A 22,379-nucleotide genomic window follows, 5' to 3' on the forward strand; every position below is an offset into this window, starting at 1 on the left:
CGCCGCTTGACAAGTTAGGCATCGCTTTCGTAACCTGTCAACTACTATTTGTTAGGTTACTAGCCGGCGACGCCACGAGCTCGGGAGCGATGGCGATGAAGGATGTGAGCGTCGTGCTGACCCATGGCGCCTGGGCCGAAGGGTCGAGCTGGTCACGGGTCATCACCGGGCTGCGGGCGCAGGGCGTCAAGGCGGTGGCCGCGCCGCTGCCGCTGACGTCGCTTGCCGACGACATCGCGGCCCTCAACCGCATCCTGGAGCGGACCAAGGGACCGATCGTGCTGGCGGGGCATGCATATGCGGGCGCTGTCATCGCGCTCGCGCGTCCCGAGCGGGTGAAAGCTCTTGTCTACATCAGTGCGCTTGCGCCCGACGAGGGCGAAAAAGTCGCCGACGTGTTCTATCGCCTGCCACCACATCCCCAGGCGCCGAAACTCGTCCCCGATGACGATGGATTGATCTGGTTGCCCGAGGCAGCATTCGGAACTGCCTTTGCGCAGAACGCATCGGCCGAAGACCTCGCAGTGCTGGCTGCCGTGCAACGGCCGATCTCGCTTGCCTGCATCACGGTTCCCGCCGGGCGCCCGCTCTGGAAGGATATTCCGAGCTGGTTTCTGCTGGCGGAAGACGATCGATGATCGTTCCCGAAACGCAGCGCTTCATGGCGGACCGCATGAAGGCCGAAATCAGGGCGCATGCCGTCGATCACACGCCGAGCGTCACGGCCCCCACGCTGGTTGTCGACGTCATCAGCGAGGCCGTCCGCGCCGCGGGATGAAAGCAGCACTGCGCGCCACATCGGGCGCCGTGAGAACGCATCCCGGTGCCCCTCCCCACCGCAAACAGAGGAGCGTCGTATGACCTCAATCAAGTACACCACGGCGGACGTCGACGGTTTCAAGATCTTTTATCGCGAGGCCGGACACGCAGGTGCGCCGAAGCTCCTGCTGCTGCACGGCTTCCCGAGCGCTGGCCACATGTTCCGTGATCTCATTCCGCTGCTGGCCGACAGATTTCACATCGTTGCGCCAGACCTCCCCGGCTTCGGTCAGTCCGACATGCCGTCGCGCGAGAGTTTCAAATATACCTTCGACAACATTGCCGGCGTGATCGACCGCTTCACGGAGGTCATCGGGTTCGACCGATTTGCGGTGTACGTGTTCGACTATGGCGCCCCGATTGGATTCCGGCTCGCGCTTCAACACCCCGAGCGGATCACCGCCATCATCTCGCAAAACGGCAACGCCTATGAGGAAGGATTGAGCGAGGGTTGGACTCCGATCAAGGCCTATTGGCAAGATCCTTCGCCCTCCAACCGCGAAGCGCTGCGCGCCTTCCTCACCCCCGAGACGACCCGCTGGCAATACACCCATGGTGCTCCCGATCCGAGCGTGGTGTCACCGGACGGCCAGAACCTCGACAATTTCTACCTCGCGCGGCCGGGTGCGCATGAGGTGCAGCTCGACCTGTTCGGTGACTACAGAAGCAATGTCGCGCTGTATCCGTCATTCCAGAACTACTTCCGCTCGCACAAGCCGTCCTTCCTGGCGGTCTGGGGCAAGAACGATCCGTTCTTCCTGCCGCCCGGTGCCGAGGCATTCAAGCGGGACAATCCGCGCGCGACGGTCCGTTTCTTCGACACCGGCCACTTCGCGCTTGAAACGCACGCTCGCGAGATCGCGCAGAGCATCCGCGGCTTCCTGACCTGACCAATCGGTCGCGCCGGCGCATATCGCACATGCCGGCGATCATGGCGCCGTCGACCGATCAGCCAGTCCGCCATGCATGCATGGCAACGGCGCCATGAGCTTTTCGCGTCTCGCCGTTGCCCACACCGCATAGCCGCAAAGCATAGCCGCAAAGACCATGTAACACCGCGTCCTCGACAATCTTCCCGAACCCTCAAGAATCTTCGCGGGCCCAACCCCAGATTGTTGATTTGAAACGGTTCCGTTTGCCGGACAAATTGCACGCCTTGAGCCTCATCGGTGGATGGGCCAATCAGGGGACTGCGATGGCAAACCTTACGATCAACGGAAAATCAATCACTGTCGACGTCGAGCCGGATACGCCGCTGCTCTGGGCGATCCGCGAGAACGTCGGCCTCACCGGCACCAAATATGGCTGCGGCATCGCGCAATGCGGCGCCTGCACGGTTCACATCGACGGCGTCGCCACCCGCTCCTGCGGGATTGCGGTCAGCGAGGCCGTGGGCAAGCAGATCACCACGATCGAGGGCCTGGCCAGCGGCGGCACGCTGCACAAGGTGCAGCAGGCCTGGATCGCGCACGACGTTCCGCAATGCGGCTATTGCCAGAGCGGCATGATCATGGCGGTTGCGGCGCTGCTCAAGGAAAAGCCGAAACCGAGCGACGCCGATATCGACGAGGCCATCACCAATATCTGCCGCTGCGGCACCTTCCAGCAGGTGCGCGAAGCGATCCACACGATCGCGAACGCTTGACGGAGGCGGCCATGAACAAGCACGTTTCGCCCGCCATGAATCGCCGTGCTTTCGTCATCGGTACCGCCGCGGTCGGCGCCGGCCTCGCACTCGGCCTCGACATTCCCTTCGGTGGACCGGCCATGGTCCGCGCCGCCGACGGCTCGCCCGAAGTCAATGCATCTGAAGTTAATGCCTGGGTCGTGGTGCGGCCCGACGACACCGTGGCGATCCGCATCGCCCGTTCCGAGATGGGCCAAGGCTCGCTGACCGGCCTTGCCCAGCTCGTCGCCGAGGAACTGGAATGCGACTGGTCGAAGGTCACGACCGAATATCCGACGCCCGGCCAGAGTGTCGCCCGCAAGCGGGTCTGGGGCGATTTCTCGACCGGCGGCAGCCGAGGCATCCGCTCCTCGCAGGACTATGTGCGCAAGGGCGGCGCTACCGCCCGCGTGATGCTGATCCAGGCCGCGGCCGATGAGTGGAAAGTGCCGGCGTCCGAATGCATCGCCGCGAAAAGCGTCATCACTCACACGCCGTCGGGCCGGACCACGACCTACGGCAAGGTCGCCGAGGCCGCGGCGAAGCTGACACCACCCGCTGAGGTCAAGCTGAAGGATCCGAAGGACTGGACGATCGCAGGCAAAGGCCTGCAACGCCTCGACACCGCCGACAAGACCACCGGCGCGATGATCTACGGCATCGACGTCAAGCTGCCGGGCATGCTGAACGCCGCCATCAAGGACTGCCCGGTGTTCGGCGGCAAGGTGAAGAGCTTCGACGAAGCCAAGATCGCCGATATGAAAGGCGTCAAGAAGGTCGTCAAGGTCGGCGATACCGCGGTGGCGGTCGTTGCCGATACCTGGTGGCACGCCAAGACTGCCCTGGAAGCGCTGCCGATCGTCTGGGACGAGGGCGACAACGCAAAGGTCTCCAGCGAGTCGATCGCGAAGTGGCTGGCCGAGGGTCTCGACAACGCGCAGCCGGCCTATGTCGGCAACAAGAACGGCGACGCCAAAGCGGCGATTGCCGGCGCCGCCAAGAAAGTCGAGGCGGTCTACAACTATCCCTACCAGAACCATGCCACCATGGAGCCGATGAACGCCACCGCGCTCTACACGGCGGACAAATGCGAAGTCTGGTGCGGCACGCAGAATGGCGAGGCCGCCTTCGCGGCGGTGCTCGAGGCCTCAGGCCTGCCGGCGGAGAAGTGCGACGTGCACAAGCTGATGCTCGGCGGCGGCTTCGGCCGGCGCGGCATGACGGACTATGTCCGCCAGGCGGTCACGATCGCCAAGCAGATGCCGGGCACGCCGATCAAGCTGCTGTGGTCGCGCGAGGAGGACATGGCGCACGGCAGGTATCACCCGATCACGCAGTGCAAGATGACCGGCGCGTTCGATGCCGACAACAATCTGGTCGCGCTGCACTACCGCCTCTCGGGGCAGTCGATCCTGTTCTCGCTCCGCCCAGAGGCGCTGCAAAACGGCATGGACCCGGCTGCGTTCCAGGGCGTCGCCCAGTCCGGCGAAGCCGCGTTCGGCTATTCGGTGCCGAATCTCCTGATCGAGCATTCCATGCGCAACCCGCACGTCCCGCCCGGCTTCTGGCGCGGCGTCAACATCAATCACAATGCCATCTACATGGAATGCTTCATGGACGAGCTGGCCCATGCCGCAGGCCAGGACCCGCTCGAATTCCGCCGCAAGCTGATGAGCAGTCACCCCAAGCATCTGGCGGTGCTCAATGCCGTGGCCGAGAAGATCGGCTGGAGCAAGCCGGCGCCGCAGGGCGTCTATCGCGGCATCGCGCAGATCATGGGTTATGGCAGCTACGTTGCCGGCGCCGCCGAAATCTCGGTAACCGACGGCAGCAAGATCAAGGTGCATCGCATCGTCGCCTCCACTGATCCAGGCTACGTCGTCAATCCGGCGCAGGTGGAGCGGCAGATCGCGGGCTCCTTCGTGTTTGGCCTCTCCGCACTGTTCTATGGCGGCTGCACCGTGAAGGATGGCCGCATCGAGCAAACCAACTTCGACACCTACAACTCGATGCGCATCAACGAGATGCCGAAGGTGGAAGCGGTGATGGTGCCGAGCGGCGGGTTCTGGGGCGGCGTTGGCGAGCCGACCATAGGCGTCGCGGCCCCCGCGGTGCTCAACGCCTATTTTGCAGCGACCGGCAAACGTATCCGCTCGGTGCCGCTGCGCGACCAGAACATCACCTTCGCTTGAGGAAGGCGCGGCTGCGGCGACCCAGGGCCGCCGCAGCATTTTCCGGATGACGCTCATGACCACGCGCTCCGTGACACGGCGCAAGGCCGTCCTCGGCATCGCGGCCGCATCGCTGGCCCTGCCGACGATTGCGCGCGCGCAAGGCACGGCGCGCGTCGTCGTGATCGGCGGCGGTTTTGGCGGGGCTGCGTGCGCCCGCGCGCTGAAACGGAGCGAAGCTAATCCGGAGGTCACGCTGGTCGAGCCGAACCGGACCTTCACCGCCTGTCCGTTCAGCAACGAGGTGATCGCGGGCCTGCGCGAGATCGAGACGCAGCAGTTCGGCTATGAGAGGATCGCCGCTGATGGTGTAACTGTCATCGCGCAGGCCGCGACCGCGGTCGATCCGCAAGCGCGACGCGTCACGCTGGCCGATCGCTCATCCCTTCCTTACGACCGTCTCGTGCTCTCGCCCGGCGTCGACTTTCATTTCGAGGCCCTGCCCGGCTATGACGAAGCCGCAAGCCAAAAAATGCCGCATGCCTGGAAGGCCGGCGAGCAGACGCTGCTCCTGCGCAGGCAGTTGGAGGCCATGGAGGATGGCGGCCTCGTCGCAATCGCAGTGCCCGCCAATCCCTCGCGCTGTCCGCCCGCTCCCTACGAGCGCGCCAGCCTGATCGCGCATTATCTCAAGACGAAGAAGCCGCGCTCGAAGGTGCTGATCCTGGATGCCAAGGACAATTTCACGCAACAAAGACTGTTCGAAAAAGCATGGACGGAGCTTTACGGCACCATGATCGAGCGCGTATCGCTGTCGCAGGGCGGCCGCGTCACGTCCGTCGACCCCGCGAGCAATACTGTCATCACCGAGTTCGGCAATTACACGGCGCAAGTCGCCAACGTCATTCCACCGCAGCGCGCCGGGCGCATCGCGGCAATTGCCGGCGCCGCGGATACGACAGGGTGGTGCCCGATCGATCCCATGACCTTTGAATCCAGGCTCGCGTCGAACATTCACGTCATCGGCGACGCCTGCCTCGGCGGCGGCATTCCGAAATCCGCCTCGGCCGCCAGCGCGCAAGGCAAGGCCTGCGCGAACGCGATCGTCGACCTCATCGCAGGCCGAACGCCACAGATGCCGCGGCTGACAGGCGTCTGCTACAACACCGTCGCACCCGCTTACGGCTTTTCACTCGCCGGCAACTATCAGCCCAAGGGCGACATCTTCGCCGAGGTCGAGGGCGGCGCCACCAGCCCGCTCGACGCCCCGCCGGAGCGGCGCGCTCGCGAGGCTGCGGACGCCGAGCACTGGTTTCAGGCCATCACGGCGGCGACCTTTGGGTAAGGCAAGATGAGACCAAGCTGTCGCCACGAGCATGGTGCGCTCCCTCCCCCGCCTGCGGGGGAGGGCTGGGGAGAGGGTGCCTCCGCAATCGATAATCCCCAAGAGGAAAGAGCCCTCACCCGCCGCATTGCGGCGACCTCTCCCGCAAGCGGGAGAGGTAAGTGGAGCGCTTGGCGACATCAGTCACTCCATCGCGCAGTTGCGATTATGGCGCTGATCGCAGCAAGCGTCGCTCTGCCTATGGCCGCAGACGCTCAAACGCTTGTCCCCTACACCATCGTCGGCGACGGCATTCCGGAATCGCTCACCGGTACGCCCGGCGATGCGGCACGCGGGCGCGCGTTGGTGCTCGATCGCGGCACGACCTGCATCCTCTGCCATTCCGGGCCGTTTCCGGAAACGCGGTTCCAGGGCGACCTCGCGCCTGATCTTGCGGGCGTAGGGAACCGCTGGTCGACAAGTCAGTTGCGGCTGCGATTGGTGGACGCATCGCAGTTCAACCGAGAGACCATCATGCCGTCCTACTATCGTAACGACGGGCTCGTTCGCGTCGGCCGCAACATCGTCGGCAAGCCGATCCTCAACGCGGGCCAGATCGAGGACATCGTGGCCTATCTTGCAACGCTTCGGAACTAGGACAGGGAATGCCAAGCACGCGTCGACAATTTTTGTACCTCACCGTCGCCGCCGGGACGATCCCCATCGTCACGATCCGCTCGCTCGAGGCGACGCCGGCGATGCTGAGCACGGCGATCCGCAATGTCGTTGGCGAGGCACAACTGCGCACCGGCAAGGTCAAGCTCGACATTCCGCCGCTGGTCGAGAACGGCAACACCGTGCCGATGACGGTCAGCGTCGCGAGCCCGATGACGGCGACCGACTATGTGAAGAGCATTCACGTCTTCAACGAGAAAAACCCGCAGCCGAACATCGGCAATTTCCATCTCGGCCCATGGGCCGGACGCGCGCAGGTCTCGACCCGCATCCGCCTCGCCGACAGCCAGAAGGTGGTCGCGGTCGCACGCCTGTCCGACGATACCTTCTGGCAAGCCGCGGCCGACGTCGTCGTGACGCTCGCCGCCTGCACCGAGGAGGTGAACTGATGGCCTCGGCCCTGATCAACGTTCCCCCGAAAGCGAAGCGCGGCGATATCATCGAGATAAGGACGCTGACCTCGCACATCATGGAGACCGGCTTTCGCCGCACGGCAGCCGGCGATCTCGTGCCGCGCGACATCATCACGAGCTTTACCTGCCGCTATAATGGCACCGAGATCTTTCGCGCCGACCTCTTTCCCGCGATCGCCGCCAATCCGTATCTGTCGTTTTTCACGATCGCGAAGGAGAGCGGCAGGTTCGAGTTCGAATGGATCGGCGACAACGGTTTCGTGTCGACGGCCTCGGCGCCGATCACGGTCGAATGAGTTTTCCGCGCACGATAGTTGCGGCGATGCTGCTGCTCGGTGCCGCACCTGCCCTGCTCGCCGGCGAAATCGCGCTTGACCAGCGCCGCTCGGGCTATTTCTTCATGGGACCCGATACGCGCACGATGCAGGACGACGACACGTCCAATCCGGGCATGCTGTTCGTGCTGGACGGCGAAACGCTGTGGAAAACGAAAAGCGGCAGCGCTGGCAAGGCGTGCGCCGATTGCCATGGCGATGCGCGCGAGACCATGAAGGGCGTCGCCGCGCGCTATCCCGCCTTCGACAAGACGCTGAGCCGCCCGGTCGCGCTCGACCAGCGCATCAATCTCTGCCGCACCAGCCATCAGCAGGCAACGGCGCTGCCTTACGAGAGCCGCGACCTGCTCGCCCTGTCCGCGTTCGTCGCCCGCCAGTCGCGCGGGCTGGCGATCACGGCGGGCGATGATCCACAGCTCAAGCCGTTCGTCGAACAGGGCCGCGCGCTGTTCATGCAACGCGAGGGACAGCTCAACCTCGCCTGCACAAATTGTCACGACGACAACTACGACAAGCATCTGGCGGGCGCCCCGATCACGCAGGGACAGCCGACCGGCTATCCGCTCTATCGCCTGGAATGGCAGGCGCTGGGATCACTGGAGCGGCGGTTGCGAAGCTGCATGAGCGGTGTCCGCGCGCAAGCCTACGACTATGGCGCGCCCGAGCTGGTCGCGCTCGAGCTCTATCTGATGGCGCGTGCGCGTGGCATGCCCATCGAGAGCCCGGCCGTGCGGCCTTAATCCGCAGTGGAATATTAGGACTAGGCAGGCGCGGCGCGGACGCTAGTATCCCCTCCCAAGAGACGAGTCACAGGGAGGTTAAAGTGGCTGACCATCGTATTTCGCGCCGCACGCTTTTGCAGGGGACCGCCGCGGCTGGCGCGCTCAGCCTGACCGGATTCCCGGCGCATGCCGAGGTCAATTGGAAAAAATATGCCGGGACCAAGCTGGAGGTGATCCTTGCCAAGGGTCCCCGCGGCGACAACCTGCAAAAAAACATCAAGGAGTTCACCGACCTCACCGGCATCCAGGTCGAATCGGAGCAGATTCCCGAGCAGCAGCAACGCCAGAAGTGCGTCATCGAGCTCACTTCAGGCCGGCCAAGCTTCGACGTCGTGCATCTCAGCTATCACGTGCAGAAGCGGCAGTTTGAAAAGGCCGGCTGGCTTGCCGACATCACGCCCTTCATGAAGGATCCGACGCTGACCGCGTCCGACCTCGTCGAGAGCGATTTCTCGGCCGCCGGCCTGCAATACGCCAAGAACGACAAGGGTCAGATGCTGTCGCTGCCCTGGTCGGTCGACTATTTCATCCTCTATTACAACAAGGAGTTGTTCCAGAAAAAGGGCGTTGCAGTGCCCAAGACGCTGGACGAGATGGTCGCGGCCGCCGAAAAGCTCACCGATGCCAAGGACGGTACCTACGGCTTCGTCGGACGCGGCCTGCGCAACGCCAACATGACGTTGTGGACCAATTTCTTCCTCGACTATGGCGGTGAATTCCTCGACGCCAAAGGCAACATCCTGACTGACGGTCCCGAAGCCGTCGCGGCGACGAAGCTCTACCAGACGCTGCTGACGAAGGTTGCTCCGCCCGGCGTCGCCGGCTTCAACTGGATGGAGTCGATGGCCTCGTTCACGCAAGGACGTTCGGCGATGTGGATCGACGGCGTCGGCTGGGCGCCGCCTCTGGAGGATCCGGCAGCCTCGCGCGTTGTCGGCAAGGTCGGCTACACCGTCGTGCCAGCCGGGCCGAAGGGGCAATATTCGGCCACTTATGGTGACGGCCTCGGCATTGCCGCCGCGAGCAAGAACAAGGAGGCGGCCTATCTGCTCTGCCAGTGGGCGGTCTCCAAATCCCAAGGCGCGCGGCTGTTGCAGGCCGGCGGCGGCGTGCCGTTCCGCAACTCGATCCTGAACGATCCCGAGGTGCAGAAGGGCGTGAAGATGCCGGCTGAGTGGCTGCAATCGGTGATCGATTCCGCCAAGATCAGCAAGCTTGGCTTGCCCGTTGTGATCCCGGTCGCCGAATTCCGCGATCTCGTCGGCGCCGCGATCACCGCGACCCTGGCCGGCGCCGATCCGGCGACCGAGCTGAAGAAAGCCCATGAGCAGTACCGGCCGATCCTGGAGCGTAGCGAAAAAGCGTGAGTGCGTTGACACAAACTGATCCGGCCGCGGCACAATCGGATGCCGCGCCGGAGAAGGAGCTGCGGCCGCCGTCCTACTGGCCGTTCGTGGTGCCGGCGCTGGTCGTCGTGCTCGCCATCATCGTCTTCCCGTGGCTGTTCACGATCTGGATGAGCCTGAACGAGTGGAAGGTCGGCTCGCCGACAACCTTCGTCGGGCCTTCCAATTATCTGCGGCTGACGAGCGATCCGCGCTTCCTCGAGTCGGTGGGCCACACCATCGTCTACACCGTGCTATCGGTTGTGCTGCCGCTGATCCTCGGCACGCTCGCCGCCGTGGTGTTTCACCAGAAATTCCCCGGCCGTGGTTTCCTGCGCGGCATCTTCATCATGCCGATGATGGCAACGCCCGTGGCGATCGCGCTGGTCTGGACCATGATGTTCCATCCGCAGCTCGGCGTGCTGAACTATCTGTTGTCACTGGTCGGCTTGCCGGCACAGCTTTGGGTGTTTCATCCCGCGACCGTCATTCCCTCGCTGGTGCTGGTCGAGACCTGGCAGTGGACGCCGCTGGTCATGCTGATCGTGCTCGGCGGCTTGGCTGCGATTCCGACCGAACCTTACGAAAGCGCGCAGATCGACGGCGCCAATCTCTGGCAGGTGTTCCGCTTCATCACGCTGCCGCTGATCATGCCGTTCCTGTTCATCGCCGGCATGATCCGCATGATCGACGCGGTGAAAAGCTTCGACATCATCTTCGCGATCACGCAGGGCGGACCGGGTTCGGCGTCGGAGACCATCAACATCTATCTCTACAGCGTCGCCTTCACCTATTACGACCTCGGCTACGGTTCGGCGATCGCGGTGGTGTTCTTCCTCCTCATCGTCGCACTCGCCGCCCTGATGCTCTACATGCGCCAGCGCATGCTGTGGACCGAAATCGCGAGGGGCGCATGACCGCACGTCAGATTTTTGGTCAAATCGGCCTGTGGTTTTCGGTGCTCGTCATCGTGTCACCGGCGATCCTGTTCTTCCTCTGGATGGCCTCGCTGTCGCTCAAATTCGAGGTCGACAACGCCGCCTACCCGCCGGTGTTCTTCCCCGAGCATATCGCATGGAAGAACTATGCCGACGTGCTCGCCTCCAACCGCTTCCTGACCTATTTCTTCAACAGCCTGATCGTGACCGGCAGCGCGACCGCGCTGGCGCTGATCGTCGGCGTTCCCGCCGGCTACGGGATCGCGCGGATGGCCGCGCACAAGTCCGCGATCGTGATTTTGATCGCCCGCATCACGCCCGGCCTGTCCTACCTGATCCCGCTGTTTATCCTGTTCCAGTGGCTCGGATTGCTCGGCACGCTGGTGCCGCAGATCATCATCCATCTCGTGGTGACGGTACCGATCGTAATCTGGATCATGATCGGCTATTTCGAGACCACGCCGATGGAATTGGAAGAGGCGGCGCTTATCGACGGCGCAACGCGCTGGCAGGTGTTCAGCCACGTTGCCCTTCCGATCGCGAAACCCGGCATCGCGGTCGCCTTCATCCTGGCCGTGATCTTCTCCTGGAATAATTTCGTCTTCGGCATCGTGCTGGCCGGACGCGAGACGCGCACCCTGCCCGTCGCCGTCTACAACATGATCTCATTCGACCAATTGAGCTGGGGCCCGCTCGCGGCCGCAGCGCTGATCGTCACCTTCCCCGTGCTGCTGCTGACGGTGCTTGCTCAACGGCAGATCGTCGCCGGGCTCACTGCGGGAGCCGTCAAGGGCGGGTAAGGCAGTGCTTCGTCCTCATCGGTCTAGCCGAGCGAACGATGAGGCGAGCCGCTGCGCATGCAGGATCATTCCGAAAAAGAAGAGATTGGGACCATGGGACCAAACACGGGTGACGCCGACCGTACCAAGCGAAGCCACGTCCTGTGCCGCGCGTCAAAGGTCGCGGCCAGCGTGGCTTTCTGCGCGATCGCCGTGAGCAGCGGAGCATCGGCAGCCGACGAGTCGCTTCAAAGCGCCTGCGCGAGTCTCGCCGGACGAACGATCCCGGCACGATTGATCGGACTCCCGAGCGGGGATGCTGTCGTCTCGTCGGCAAGCTTCACACCGGCGGCACCGGCAAAGGCGGCCGCTCCCGCGACGCCCGACTTCTGCAAGGTGACGGGCACCATTGCGCCGGTCGACCCCGCCGCGCAGCTGATCAACTTTCAGCTCAACCTGCCGGCCGCGTGGAACGGCAAGCTCCTGCAATATGGCGGCGGCGGTTACAACGGCACCCTGGTGAGCGGCCTTGCGCCCTTGCGCGATGCGGCGCCCGACGATGCACTGCCGCTGACGCGCGGCTATGCCACGCTCGGCACGGATTCCGGCCATCAGGCTGCGAGCTTTGCCCCCGATCGCATCGGCCAGTTCGGCCTCAACGACGAGATGCTGACCAATTACGCTTATGCCTCCTACAAGAAGGTGCGCGATGCCGCGGTCGCGCTGGTCGGCGCGTTCTATCGGAAGCGACCGGCCAAGATCTATTATTTCGGCGGCTCGGAGGGCGGCCGCGAGGGTCTTACCATGGCCCAGCGCTTCCCGGCCGATTATGACGGGATCATCAGCGTGGTACCCGTGGTGCAGCTCTCGATGCTGTTCCAATCCTACATCCCGAATGGCCTGCCGCAATTCAACGGCGGCTGGCTCAATCCGGCCAAGAGCGAGACGCTTGCGAAGTTCGTTGCCAACGCCTGTGACGACCTCGACGGCCTGCGTGACGGCATCGTCAGCAATTATCTCGCCTGCCAGCCGAAGGTGAACGTGCAGGCGCTGCGTTGCCCGGAAGGCGCGGACACAGGCGATGGTTGCCTGTCGGACGCGCAGATCACAGCGGTTCAGACCGTGCACGCGCCACATCCGTTTCCATTTGCGATGGCGAACGGCGTCACGGCCTATCCGCAATGGCTTTACGGCAACGAGATCACACCGGACCCGCAGCGAATGACGATGACGCGTTGGGTCATGGGCACGGCGGCGCCGACGGAGCAGCTCGACGTCGCCACGGTGTCGCAGCACTGGCTCTACGGCAGCAACGCCGTGCGCTTCATGCTGACGCGCGACGAGACATTCGACCAGCGCACCTATCGTCCGGAAAACTTTCGGGCTCGCATCGAGGAGGTGTCGAAGATTCTCGATTCCACCGATCCTGACCTGTCGGCCTTCTTCGCCCATGGCGGCAAGCTGATACTGCGCGAGAACATGGCCGACCTTGCGCAAAGCCCGCTCGCCGGAATCAACTATTTCCAGTCTGTCGTGGCGCGGCTTGGCGAGGCGACGGTCGAGGCTTCGGCACGGCTCTACGTTTCGCCCGGCTCGACGCATACGGGACACGGCACAAGCGTGCTCGACGGCTCAGCGATCCCGACCATGGTCGACCTGCTCGAACCGCTCGATCGCTGGGCGAGCGACGGTGTCGCTCCTGCCGACGCGCTGGTCCAGACATCGAAGGAGCCGGCGCCGCCCTTCGCGCTGAAAGCGGCCCGGCCGATGTGCCGCTATCCGAACTACCCGCACTATGTTGGCGGCGACAAGGCGGCAGCCGAAAGCTACGTCTGCAGGATATCGACGCCGTGACAAACGGCGGGCGGCGCTCGACCGCCCGCGCGCTCCCAAAACCTCGCAACACCGCCACCGACGCTCTACCTGGCGTTGACGCAAGGTTTGCATGCGCGTATGCTACAGTATGTAGCACTACATAATGTGACGCGCACCCAAACCGCGAGAGACGTCAGATGTCAGCTCGTCCCCTGATTCCGCGCCGAAAACTGTTTGGTAATCCGACCTACGTCGGAGCCAAGTCGTCACCGGACGGCCGATGGCTGTCCTGGCTCGCCCCCGTTGACGACGTTCTGAACATCTGGGTGTCGCCGGTCGACAGCCTTTCGGCAGGCCGCCCCGTGACACGCACCAGGGGCAGACCGATCAACTGGCAGGATTGGAGCCCGGACGGTCGCTACATCATGTTCCTTAATGACGAGAACGGCGATGAAAATCTGCACCTGTTCGTCGTCGACCCCAATACTTCGGAGCTCAGGGATCTCACGCCCCTGGCCAATATCCGCGCCTTGCCGACCTACTGGTCGCGCATCGTGCCCGACAAGATCGCGATCGGTCTGAACGATCGCGATGTGCGATGGCACGACGTCTTCCTGCTCGACCTCTTGACCGGCGAACGCACCCTGGTGTGGGAAAATCGACAGGAGTTCGACCACATCGGGCTCGACTGGCAATTGAGGCCCCGCCACGGCCGTAGCAACGCGCCCGACGGAGGCACGCGGCTTTGGCGCCTCGATGATGATGGGACTGTCACGCATTGGCGCGACGTCCCGTTCGAGGCCTTTGCGAGTACGCGGCTCTGGACGTTCGATGCTGCCGGCAACCACCTTCATATGAGCTCGAGCCTCGCGCACGACAAATCTGCGCTGATGCGGATCGACTGGGCAACGGGGGAAGAGCGCGTACTGTTCGAAAGCGAGCGCGCCGACGTTACCGGCGCCATCTTCAATGCCCGAACGTTCGAGCCGGAAGCGGTTTGCATCGACCCCGGCCGGCCGGAATGGACGGCCTTGACGCCGGCGGTAACAGGCGAGCTCGACCTGATCCATGCGAAGCTTCCCGGGCATGCGTTTTACCTCGAGAGCCAGAGCAATGACGGTCGTCGGTGGATCGTGGGAAGTCATGCACCGGAGCAGCCGGTCGCCTACCATCTCCTCGACCGCGACAGGCAGACTCTCACGGAGCTGTTCACGGCACGACCGGAGCTGAAACCGTATCGGCTGGCGTCGATGCAGGCGGTGCAGGGCAAATCGCGCGACGGCCTTACGCTGGTCTCATACCTGACTCTGCCGGCCGACATCGAGGGCGGCCGCCCACCCCGGCCGCTGCCGATGGTCCTCATCGTCCACGGCGGTCCCTGGGCTCGCGATATCTATGGCTATCGCCGCGATCATCAGTGGCTGGCCGATCGCGGTTACGCTGTGCTGTCGGTGAACTATCGGGGATCGACAGGCTTCGGCAAAGCGTTCGTCGCCGCCAGCGAAAAAGAGCATGCCCGCAAGATGCACAACGATCTCATCGACATGGTCGATTGGGCGGTCACGGAGGGCATCGCGCAAAAGGACAAGGTCGCGATCTTTGGAATGTCCTACGGCGGATTGGCCTCGTTCGTCGGCGCGACCTTCACGCCGGAGGTTTTCTGCTGCTCCATTCCGGTCGTCGGCATTTCCAATCTCAAGACGCTGCTGGAATCGATGCCGCCCTATTGGGCCGGCTTCGCGGAATTCATGTATCGCAGCTACGGCGATCCCCGCACCGAGGAAGGCCGCAAGCTGCTCGCCGAACGCTCGCCGATCAACAAGGTCGACAATATCAAGAAGCCCATGCTGATCTTCCATGGCGCCAACGATGTTCGATGCAAGGTCGCCGAAGGCAACACCATCGTCGCCGCCATGCAGGCCAAGGACATTCCGGTGACCTACATCGTCTATCCCGACGAAGGACATGGATTCCAGAGGCCGCCCAATCAATTCTCCCACCTCGCGATCACCGAGGCCTTTCTGGCCCGGCATCTCGGCGGCGCCTGCGAGCCCGTCGGCGAGGATTTTGAAGGATCAAGTCACGAGGTTCGCGCCGGCGCGGATATCCTGTCCGATCTGGGCGTGGCCTGAACTGACCGGATAAAGATGCGGCCAGGCGACGTAACGTCACCCGGCCGCGATCGATGCGGGCGAAAGTCTATTCCGCAGGCGCAGCCGACATCTCCGGATGCGAGACGTAGTGCCCGCTGGTGCCAAGGCGGGCGAGCGCGAACAAGCCCGCGGCCATCACGGCATAGGAGAGCGCCACCGCAGGCGTGACGCCGAAGCCGCCGCCGACGCCGACGGCTTCGCCATGCATGAAGCCGAAATAGGTCAGCACGGCACCGACCAACGCGAAGCCTGATGCCTTCTCGAAGTCACGCTCGATGACGAAGACGCCGATCGCCCCCAGGATCAGGCCGGCGAGGATTGATCCGCCGCCCATTACCTCGAGGCCGTGATAGAACACGCCCTGCTGCGGCAACGCGGCGATTGCGGCGGCCTTGACCGCATCGGCCTTGTCATTGGCCATTCCGCCCACGGTCGCCGCTGCCGTCATGGTCGAGGCCAGCATGGTGTCGATCTGGAGCTTTGCCCAAGCGGCGAGATGCGGGGTCAGCGCCAGCACGATCGCCGGCGCTTGCTTGACCGGCGTGGTCTGGAACGCCTGCGCGCCGATCAGCATGCCGATATAGAGCAGGATCGGCGAGATCGCGACGACGGGCACGAGCGCCAACAGCACCGAGATGATGCCGAACCAGGACAGCACCACGACCATCACGCCGGTCGCGGCGGAATAGCCGATCCGGCCACCCATCGCCTTCCAGCCGGGATGGCCGATATAGACCGCGTTGATGAAGGGATTGCCCATCAGGCAGCCGATCAGGCTGACGACGCCATCGGCAGTGAGCACGCGCGTGGTCGGATATTCGTCGCCTGCGGCTTCGGCGCTCTCGACATTGTCCATCGCCTCGACGAGATCATAGATGCCGAAGGGAATGGCGGTGACCAGGATGACGCCGAGGAACTCGAAGCCGGAGAACACGTAGCCCACCGCAGGAAGTGGCACCGAGAAGCCGAAATTGGCGAAGGCATCACTGAGCCCCTTCACGCTCAAGCCCCCGAGACCAAGCCCGAACAGGTTCGAACCCCATGCGATGATCATGCCGACGGCGATCGCGACGAGGCCTGCCGGAATGCCGCGCGGATATTTCACGCCGCCGAACCAGCTTGCGAGGATGATGGCGAAGCAGACGAGACCAATCTGCGGCGTCATGTACATCTCGAGCGCGGGTCGCATCGAGATGAAGGTGACGGAGACGCCGGCAAGCGTGCCGAGCAGCGCCGCGCGCGGCGTGATCCTGCGGATGAACGGCGCGATGAAGCCGCCGATCATCAGGATGAAGCTCTGGAAGAACACCCAGACGAGGCCGGCCGACCAGCCCTTCAGCGGATCGCCCGTCTTGATCGTGATCGGCAGCATGATCACGAAGGTGACGATGAACATATGCGGCACGCTGACGCCCGAGGGCAGCGCGCAGACGTCGCTGCGACCGGTCTTCTGCGCCAGCCGATAGGCGAGGAAGGCATAGTAGAAGGTCGACAGGCACATCATCAGCCCGAGCGCGGGCAGGATGCGGCCAAAGACGAGACTGTCCGGCATCTTCAGCACGAAGCGCAACAGGCCGGTGAGCACCAGCATGTTGACGAGGATGTTGGTGCCGAAGCCGAAAAACGCGTTCCAGTCGCCCGTTGTCCAAAGTGCCGGCTGAAAAGCGGACTTGTTGATCTCAGGTTTACCGGCCGTCCCCGTCAATGTGCTCATGGTGATCCCCTAAATGGTCGTGGTCTGCAACGCCTCCAGTACTGCGGCCGAGCTTGCGACCCAGCCGAAGATTCCGCCCTGGGCCTTGATCATCTTCAGGCCCATCTCGTGAAACTCGGGGAAATAGGATGCGCAGCCATCCGAGACGACGACACAGCGATAGCCGCGGTCATTGGCCTCGCGCACGGTGGTGTTGACGCAGACTTCCGTCGTGACGCCGCACACCAGGAGATTTTCGATGCCGTATTTCTCCAGCACGTCGCTAAGCTCGGTGGCGTAGAATGCGCCCTTCCCGGGCTTGTCGATCACGACCTCGCTGTCGAGCGGATAAAGCTCGGGAATGATGTCGTGGCCTGCCTCGCCGCGGATCAGAATGCGGCCCATCGGGCCGGGATCACCGATGCGCAAGGAGGGCGCGCCGCGCTCGACCTTCGCTGGCGGCGCGTCGGAGAGATCCGGCAGGTGGCCTTCGCGGGTGTGGATGACCAGCATGCCCGTGTCGCGCGCGGCCTTTAGCACCACGCCGATCGGCTTCACCGCGCGGGCGAGCCGGGAGACGTCGTTGCCGAGCGTCTCGCCAAAGCCCCCCGGCTCCATGAAGTCGCGCTGCATGTCGATGATGACCAGCGCGGTGGTCGACCAGTCGAGCTTGATCGGCTCGGGCTCGGCGTCGATGACGCCAAGTGTCGGCTTCGCTGAGTTCAACATGCACGCCCCTCGCAAGAACTCCCGTTACCAGCAGTTCTGCAAGCGCCGTGCCATTGTGTACAATGGCGACGGCGACGTCCGTGCACGGGAATTCTATGCGCTATCAGTGCGTTATGCCGGAAACTAGCGGCTGCTTATTCCCTGTGCGACGGCTTCACGACGGGCATCTGCTCAAAGGATGAGCGACGCCGACTCTCGCTGCGCCCGTCGAGTGGGAATTGGCGCCTATCGCGCGCTACCATACAACCGCCGATACTCCTCCTCATAGGGCGCGTAGGAATCCTTGATCGTCGCCATGTTGAGCAGCATGGTCGCGACCAGCGCGTTCGTCTTGTCGAACACGCGCGTCTTCACCCAGGCGCTTTCGGTGCGGCGGCTGCCGGAGAGCGCGACCACCTCGCGCTCGACTTCATAGTCTTCGTCGACGAAGAGCGGGCCCTTGATCAACCGGATCTCCTGGTCGGCGAACAGGCCGACCGCCGGGCCCTTCGATGGCAGCGGATCGTCCTTCGCGCGATACTGGAACAGTACGCTCAGCATCTCCATCGGGATGATCGCTTTCCGCCAGGAATTATCGGGGCTTGAATAATACGGCGAGTTCTCGGTGATGACCGCGAGCTTCTGCCGCAGCGAGAATGGATAGAGGTCGCCCATGTTCTGGTCGAAGCCCATTCGCACGGCCTGACGCTTGCTGGTCTGCGCCACCTTCACATCGCGCAGGATGACGGGGTCGGTGAGCGGCCTGACCTCGGTGAGGCGCGTCTCGAGCGCGGTCGCAACCTGCGGATCGCCGACCGAGGCCGAGCCGCGCAGCACTTCCGTGCCGTCGCGCTTGACCATCTGGATCTGGCACTGGCTCGTACCGGGGAAAGGCTTCGACAGGATCGCCTGCACCTCCTCGCCCTCGAAACAGGCGTTGCGGTAGTGCGCGGAGAGACACCCCGTTTCGAACCAGGCCCGTCCCCACAACCGCGCCCCGAGCGGCGCGAACTGGCTGAAATGCGTCGGCCCTTCGATGGTGCCGCCCTTGAAGCCGAGCTTTTGCGCGGTGGCATCGTCGTGAATGGAGGCGTGCGCATCGTAGACCTGCGCCTGCAACATTTGGCGCGGCTGGCGCCATGGTCCGACCAGGGCGTTGTCAGTTTCGGTGATGTCGGTGTCGAACGCTTGTACCGTCATGGTGGCCTCCCTCGCAGCCATGACTAGCAGGATCGATACGGATGCGGCCAGCGATATTGACTTCGCCAGTGCGAGGAGCGAACCGAGGAAGCAAGCCAGACTGTTCCCGCGGAAAGAGACTGGATTGCTTCGCTGCGCTCGCAATGACGAAATTGTGGGGTGAGCGCGCCAGATACCCGGCCGTCATCGCCGGCGACGGCGGGCGAGCTTGCTCGTCCGGTCACAGGCTAGCGTGCCGGCTTGCGCTCGACGGGATCGATGTCGATCGCCCGCAGGCGGCCCAGGCGCAGCACGTCCATAGCAAGCCGCCGGCCGATGCGGTCGCGGTCGAGCACGCGGATCAGGTCATCGACACCGTTGATATCGACGCCGTCGAGCCTGATCACGACATCGCCGGGAAACAGCCCCGCCTTCGCCGCCGGCCCGTCCGGCTCGATCTGCGCCAGCAGCGCGCCCATCTTGTTCTCGACACCGGCAAGCACCGCATGCCGCCGCGGGATCGGGGCGGTCTGGCCGGCAACACCGATATAGGCGCGGCGGACATAGCCGTGGCGGATGATCTCCGACAGCACGAACTGCGCGGTGTTGCTCGCAACCGCAAAACAGATGCCCTGTGCGCCGTTGATGATGGCGGTGTTGATACCGATCACCTCGGAATTCGACGAGACCAGTGGCCCGCCGGAATTGCCGGGGTTGAGCGCGGCGTCGGTCTGGATCACGTCCTCGATCGTCCGGCCACTCACCGAGCGGATCGAGCGTCCGAGCGCCGAGACCACGCCGGCGGTCACGGTGGACTCGAAGCCCAGGGGATTGCCGATCGCGATCACGAGCTGGCCGCGCCGCAAGCCCTTCGAATTGCCGAGCGAGGCATAGCGGAGATCGCGCACGCCATTGGCGCGGAGCAGCGCCAGATCGGTGTCGGGATCGACGCCGAGCACCCTGGCATCGCCCACATGGCCCTCGACATCGCGCAGCCGGATCTCCTTGGAGGAGCCAACCACATGGCTGTTGGTCAGCACCAGGCCATCCGGCGAGATCACGATGCCGGAGCCGAGCCCGCCGCGCTCGCGACCGTTCGGCACCTTTGGGCCGGTCTCGACGCGCACCACCGCCGGCCCGACCCTTTCCGTCACGCCGATCACGGCGTTGGAATAGGCGTCGAGCAGCTGCTGGTCGTCGACAGGGGTGGATTGAACAGGTTGCGGTGACAGGCCGCCACCGCTGAGATCTGAGGTAAAATCTAACATGGCGAATTTCCTTCGCGCGTCAGATGGTTACCTCGGACTTATAATGCAAGCCGGCCGCTCTTCACGAACCGCTTAACTGACCTGACGCATCGTGTGAGCTCGGGCCTTGACCGGGTCGAGCAGCGACCAATCGCCGTCTTCCAGCACGTGTCCTTTGGGGAAAGGCGCGCGCGGCTCTAGCCCCAGGGAGCGCAGCACGCGGTCATCGCGGTAGTAGCATTGCAGCACGACGCGGACGAGGGTTGCCGCTGGCGCGCCGCCATCGGCGCGGAATGTGCTGATGACGCCGTCCCGCGTCGCCGGGTCGAGCTCGGCAAGCGGCATGCCGGCGAGCCGCGCCAGATGATCGAGCGCCGTGACCACCGGCTTGGCATCGCGGCCGAGCGTCGCGAGGATGTCGGCCTGGATGAGTTCGTCGTCCGCGCCCGGCACGCGATACTCCTCGCTCGCCGGGATGATCATGGCCGCAGTGGTGCGCAAGTCCTGGCGCTGTCGCGGTGTGAGGGCGATCTGGTCGGGCATGAGGTCCTCTAGTCGAACAAATTGGCGAGGCGCTGCTTCATCTGGTCGGCGACGTAGAGCGCGATGGCCTGGATGGTCGAGGTGGGGTTCACCCCGCCCGAGGTGACGAAAACACTGCCGTCGACGATGAAGAGGTTCTTGACGTCGTGCGAACGGCCCCATTCGTTGACGACGGAGCTCTCGGGGTCGGTACCCATCCGCGCGGTGCCGAGCAGATGCCAGCCGCCCCAGGGAATCGGGCTGTTGACGCAGATATCGGTGGCCCCTGCGGTTTCGAGAAACTCCCGGCCGCGGGCCAGCGCATGCTCCATCATCTTCCGGCTGTTCTCGCTGATCGTGTAGTCGATCCTCGGCGCGGGAATGCCGTGGCTGTCCTTCAGGACGGGATCGAGCGTGACGCGATTATGCGCTTCCGGGAGATCCTCGCAGATCGCGGAGAATCCCAACCGGTGGCCGTTGAGCTTGCGGAAGACGCGGTGGTGATCCGGCCCCCACGGCAGAATGCCCTTCTGCTCGCTCACGACGGCCTCGAACACCGGTCCTGCGCCGCGAACGAACTGGACACCGTAGCCCCGCACGAAGCCGCGTGACAGGTCGGTGTCGTAGAACTCCTTGCTCCAGAGGCAGGTCGGCGGCGCGCGATTACTGTCAGTCGGCTCCGTGACATAGCCGTAGATCTGCGCGTAAGGGTGGAACATCAGGTTCTTGCCGACGAGGCCGGACGAATTGGCAAGGCCATTCGGGAAACGTCCCGAGGCGGAGTTGAGAAGCAAGCGCGGCGTGCCGACACCGTTGCATGCGATGATCACGACATGCGCGGCCTGGAACTGCTCGACGCCGTCCTTGTCGTAATAGACAACACCCGAGGCCATGCCGTTGTCGTCGGTCGTGATCTCGCGCACCCGGCAATGGGTGCGCAGTTCGACGCCGGCGCGGATTGCTTGCGGCCAGTAGGTGATGTCGGTCGAGGCTTTTGCGCCTTGCGCGCAGGCCGGCGTGCAATGGCCGAGATTGATGCAGCGCGCCCTGCCCTCGTAATCCATCGTCGCAACCGTCGTATCCGATGGCCACCAGTGCCAGCCGAGCTTGTTCATGGCCTTGGCGACGAGTGGACCGGAGAGCCCGAGCGGCTGAGGCGGCATCGGCGGATGGGTCAGCGGCGAGAGCGGATCGCCCGATAGCCCCGATGTGCCCATGATCCGGTCGTTCTCCTCGAAGAACGGCACCAGCGTGTCGTAGTCGATCGGCCAGTCGTCGGCGACGCCATCCAGCGTTTTCACCCTGAAATCGGACGGATGCAGCCGCGGCCAGTGCGCGGTGTACATCACCGTCGAGCCGCCGACCGCATTGAAATTGACGACCTTGATCGGGGAGTTGTCGTCGTTGATCGGATAGTCCTCGGGTCGGCCACGGATGTTCGGACTGGTCGACCACTCGCCGTAGAACCTGGCTTCCCAGTCCCGGCCGGTGCTCGGATAATCCGACGGCTTCATCCAGTCGCCCTGCTCGAGGCAGAGGATGTGCATCCTGGTCTCGGCGAGTGACCAGGCGACCGCGGCTCCGGAGGCACCGGCGCCGATGATCAGGACGTCCACGGGGTCGTTCATGCCAAAGTCATCCTCCCGCCCTCGCCGCTTCCCGGACGATTGAGCCTTGCGTGCAGCGTCAAACGATAGGGGCAGAGCGGTCGGCGA

General features: G+C 64.0%; 21 protein-coding genes. 15 read left to right on the plus strand and 6 right to left on the minus strand.

Annotated features, from left to right (window positions below; all coding sequences use genetic code 11):
- Positions 1–95: 95 nt before the first annotated feature.
- From ACV1FX_RS13100 to ACV1FX_RS13170, 15 genes are all read left to right on the plus strand, one after another.
- Positions 96–638, plus strand: a complete 543-nt coding sequence (locus ACV1FX_RS13100; protein WP_473117970.1) for an alpha/beta fold hydrolase — start codon at positions 96–98, stop codon at positions 636–638.
- Positions 635–778, plus strand: coding sequence for a hypothetical protein (locus tag ACV1FX_RS13105; RefSeq protein WP_473117971.1), 144 nt, complete (start codon positions 635–637; stop codon positions 776–778). Before ACV1FX_RS13100 ends, ACV1FX_RS13105 begins: the two co-directional genes overlap by 4 nt.
- Before the next feature lie 79 nt (positions 779–857).
- Complete coding sequence (locus ACV1FX_RS13110; RefSeq protein WP_473117972.1) at positions 858–1,709, plus strand: alpha/beta fold hydrolase; 852 nt, start codon at positions 858–860, stop codon at positions 1,707–1,709.
- A gap of 305 nt (positions 1,710–2,014) precedes the next feature.
- Positions 2,015–2,464, plus strand: a complete 450-nt coding sequence (locus ACV1FX_RS13115) for a (2Fe-2S)-binding protein (RefSeq protein ID WP_473117973.1) — start codon at positions 2,015–2,017, stop codon at positions 2,462–2,464.
- Between the two features lie 11 nt (positions 2,465–2,475).
- A complete protein-coding gene (locus tag ACV1FX_RS13120) occupies positions 2,476–4,677 on the plus strand; it encodes a xanthine dehydrogenase family protein molybdopterin-binding subunit (RefSeq protein WP_473117974.1) in 2,202 nt (733 codons plus the stop codon).
- A gap of 46 nt (positions 4,678–4,723) precedes the next feature.
- A complete protein-coding gene (locus ACV1FX_RS13125; protein ID WP_473117975.1) occupies positions 4,724–6,001 on the plus strand; it encodes an FCSD flavin-binding domain-containing protein in 1,278 nt (425 codons plus the stop codon).
- A gap of 207 nt (positions 6,002–6,208) precedes the next feature.
- Positions 6,209–6,637 carry a sulfur oxidation c-type cytochrome SoxX gene (soxX, locus tag ACV1FX_RS13130; protein WP_473117976.1) on the plus strand — a complete coding sequence of 143 codons (429 nt, stop codon included), beginning with the start codon at positions 6,209–6,211 and terminating at the stop codon, positions 6,635–6,637.
- 8 nt (positions 6,638–6,645) lie between these two features.
- The gene (locus tag ACV1FX_RS13135) at positions 6,646–7,104 is read left to right on the plus strand and encodes a SoxY-related AACIE arm protein (protein ID WP_473117977.1); all 459 of its coding nucleotides are present in this window, start codon (positions 6,646–6,648) and stop codon (positions 7,102–7,104) included.
- Positions 7,104–7,424, plus strand: coding sequence for a thiosulfate oxidation carrier complex protein SoxZ (gene soxZ / locus ACV1FX_RS13140; protein WP_473117978.1), 321 nt, complete (start codon positions 7,104–7,106; stop codon positions 7,422–7,424). The genes ACV1FX_RS13135 and soxZ overlap by 1 nt, the downstream gene beginning before the upstream one ends.
- On the plus strand, positions 7,421–8,203 hold the full coding sequence (gene soxA, locus ACV1FX_RS13145; RefSeq protein WP_473117979.1) for a sulfur oxidation c-type cytochrome SoxA: 783 nt from the start codon (positions 7,421–7,423) through the stop codon (positions 8,201–8,203). The genes soxZ and soxA overlap by 4 nt, the downstream gene beginning before the upstream one ends.
- Before the next feature lie 83 nt (positions 8,204–8,286).
- Positions 8,287–9,612 (plus strand): ABC transporter substrate-binding protein, encoded by a 1,326-nt coding sequence (locus ACV1FX_RS13150; protein ID WP_473117980.1) that lies wholly within the window; start codon positions 8,287–8,289, stop codon positions 9,610–9,612.
- Positions 9,609–10,547 carry a carbohydrate ABC transporter permease gene (locus ACV1FX_RS13155; RefSeq protein ID WP_473117981.1) on the plus strand — a complete coding sequence of 313 codons (939 nt, stop codon included), beginning with the start codon at positions 9,609–9,611 and terminating at the stop codon, positions 10,545–10,547. Before ACV1FX_RS13150 ends, ACV1FX_RS13155 begins: the two co-directional genes overlap by 4 nt.
- Positions 10,544–11,368, plus strand: a complete 825-nt coding sequence (locus tag ACV1FX_RS13160) for a carbohydrate ABC transporter permease (protein ID WP_473117982.1) — start codon at positions 10,544–10,546, stop codon at positions 11,366–11,368. Before ACV1FX_RS13155 ends, ACV1FX_RS13160 begins: the two co-directional genes overlap by 4 nt.
- Before the next feature lie 93 nt (positions 11,369–11,461).
- Complete coding sequence (locus ACV1FX_RS13165; protein ID WP_473117983.1) at positions 11,462–13,201, plus strand: tannase/feruloyl esterase family alpha/beta hydrolase; 1,740 nt, start codon at positions 11,462–11,464, stop codon at positions 13,199–13,201.
- A 158-nt stretch (positions 13,202–13,359) separates the two neighbouring features.
- Positions 13,360–15,294 carry a S9 family peptidase gene (locus ACV1FX_RS13170; protein WP_473117984.1) on the plus strand — a complete coding sequence of 645 codons (1,935 nt, stop codon included), beginning with the start codon at positions 13,360–13,362 and terminating at the stop codon, positions 15,292–15,294.
- 67 nt (positions 15,295–15,361) lie between these two features.
- Here ACV1FX_RS13170 and ACV1FX_RS13175 read toward each other — a convergent pair whose 3' ends face one another.
- The 6 genes from ACV1FX_RS13175 to ACV1FX_RS13200 form a co-directional block, all read right to left on the minus strand.
- The gene (locus ACV1FX_RS13175) at positions 15,362–17,029 is read right to left on the minus strand and encodes a regulator (protein ID WP_473117985.1); all 1,668 of its coding nucleotides are present in this window, start codon (positions 17,027–17,029) and stop codon (positions 15,362–15,364) included.
- A 9-nt stretch (positions 17,030–17,038) separates the two neighbouring features.
- Positions 17,039–17,737, minus strand: a complete 699-nt coding sequence (locus ACV1FX_RS13180) for a cysteine hydrolase family protein (protein ID WP_473117986.1) — start codon at positions 17,735–17,737, stop codon at positions 17,039–17,041.
- Between the two features lie 225 nt (positions 17,738–17,962).
- Positions 17,963–18,916 carry a hypothetical protein gene (locus ACV1FX_RS13185; protein WP_473117987.1) on the minus strand — a complete coding sequence of 318 codons (954 nt, stop codon included), beginning with the start codon at positions 18,914–18,916 and terminating at the stop codon, positions 17,963–17,965.
- Between the two features lie 227 nt (positions 18,917–19,143).
- Positions 19,144–20,163: a S1C family serine protease gene (locus ACV1FX_RS13190; protein ID WP_473117988.1), complete on the minus strand. Its 1,020-nt coding sequence runs from the start codon at positions 20,161–20,163 to the stop codon at positions 19,144–19,146.
- Between the two features lie 72 nt (positions 20,164–20,235).
- On the minus strand, positions 20,236–20,685 hold the full coding sequence (locus ACV1FX_RS13195; RefSeq protein WP_473117989.1) for a hypothetical protein: 450 nt from the start codon (positions 20,683–20,685) through the stop codon (positions 20,236–20,238).
- 8 nt (positions 20,686–20,693) lie between these two features.
- Positions 20,694–22,292: a GMC family oxidoreductase gene (locus ACV1FX_RS13200; protein WP_473117990.1), complete on the minus strand. Its 1,599-nt coding sequence runs from the start codon at positions 22,290–22,292 to the stop codon at positions 20,694–20,696.
- Positions 22,293–22,379 lie beyond the last annotated feature (87 nt).

The organism is Bradyrhizobium ingae (genome assembly GCF_055791185.1).

Bases quoted from the DNA above. Each gene is read 5' to 3' on its own strand.
- ACV1FX_RS13115 (WP_473117973.1), top strand. From the start codon at position 2,015: ATGGCAAACCTTACGATCAACGGAAAATCAATCACTGTCGACGTCGAG.
- ACV1FX_RS13185 (WP_473117987.1), bottom strand. From the start codon at position 18,916: ATGACGGTACAAGCGTTCGACACCGACATCACCGAAACTGACAACGCC.
- ACV1FX_RS13180 (WP_473117986.1), bottom strand. From the start codon at position 17,737: ATGTTGAACTCAGCGAAGCCGACACTTGGCGTCATCGACGCCGAGCCC.
- soxX (WP_473117976.1), top strand. From the start codon at position 6,209: ATGGCGCTGATCGCAGCAAGCGTCGCTCTGCCTATGGCCGCAGACGCT.
- ACV1FX_RS13170 (WP_473117984.1), top strand. From the start codon at position 13,360: ATGTCAGCTCGTCCCCTGATTCCGCGCCGAAAACTGTTTGGTAATCCG.
- ACV1FX_RS13100 (WP_473117970.1), top strand. From the start codon at position 96: ATGAAGGATGTGAGCGTCGTGCTGACCCATGGCGCCTGGGCCGAAGGG.
- ACV1FX_RS13125 (WP_473117975.1), top strand. From the start codon at position 4,724: ATGACGCTCATGACCACGCGCTCCGTGACACGGCGCAAGGCCGTCCTC.
- ACV1FX_RS13160 (WP_473117982.1), top strand. From the start codon at position 10,544: ATGACCGCACGTCAGATTTTTGGTCAAATCGGCCTGTGGTTTTCGGTG.
- ACV1FX_RS13195 (WP_473117989.1), bottom strand. From the start codon at position 20,685: ATGCCCGACCAGATCGCCCTCACACCGCGACAGCGCCAGGACTTGCGC.
- ACV1FX_RS13200 (WP_473117990.1), bottom strand. From the start codon at position 22,292: ATGAACGACCCCGTGGACGTCCTGATCATCGGCGCCGGTGCCTCCGGA.
- ACV1FX_RS13110 (WP_473117972.1), top strand. From the start codon at position 858: ATGACCTCAATCAAGTACACCACGGCGGACGTCGACGGTTTCAAGATC.
- ACV1FX_RS13105 (WP_473117971.1), top strand. From the start codon at position 635: ATGATCGTTCCCGAAACGCAGCGCTTCATGGCGGACCGCATGAAGGCC.
- soxZ (WP_473117978.1), top strand. From the start codon at position 7,104: ATGGCCTCGGCCCTGATCAACGTTCCCCCGAAAGCGAAGCGCGGCGAT.
- soxA (WP_473117979.1), top strand. From the start codon at position 7,421: ATGAGTTTTCCGCGCACGATAGTTGCGGCGATGCTGCTGCTCGGTGCC.
- ACV1FX_RS13190 (WP_473117988.1), bottom strand. From the start codon at position 20,163: ATGTTAGATTTTACCTCAGATCTCAGCGGTGGCGGCCTGTCACCGCAA.
- ACV1FX_RS13175 (WP_473117985.1), bottom strand. From the start codon at position 17,029: ATGAGCACATTGACGGGGACGGCCGGTAAACCTGAGATCAACAAGTCC.
- ACV1FX_RS13165 (WP_473117983.1), top strand. From the start codon at position 11,462: ATGGGACCAAACACGGGTGACGCCGACCGTACCAAGCGAAGCCACGTC.
- ACV1FX_RS13120 (WP_473117974.1), top strand. From the start codon at position 2,476: ATGAACAAGCACGTTTCGCCCGCCATGAATCGCCGTGCTTTCGTCATC.
- ACV1FX_RS13135 (WP_473117977.1), top strand. From the start codon at position 6,646: ATGCCAAGCACGCGTCGACAATTTTTGTACCTCACCGTCGCCGCCGGG.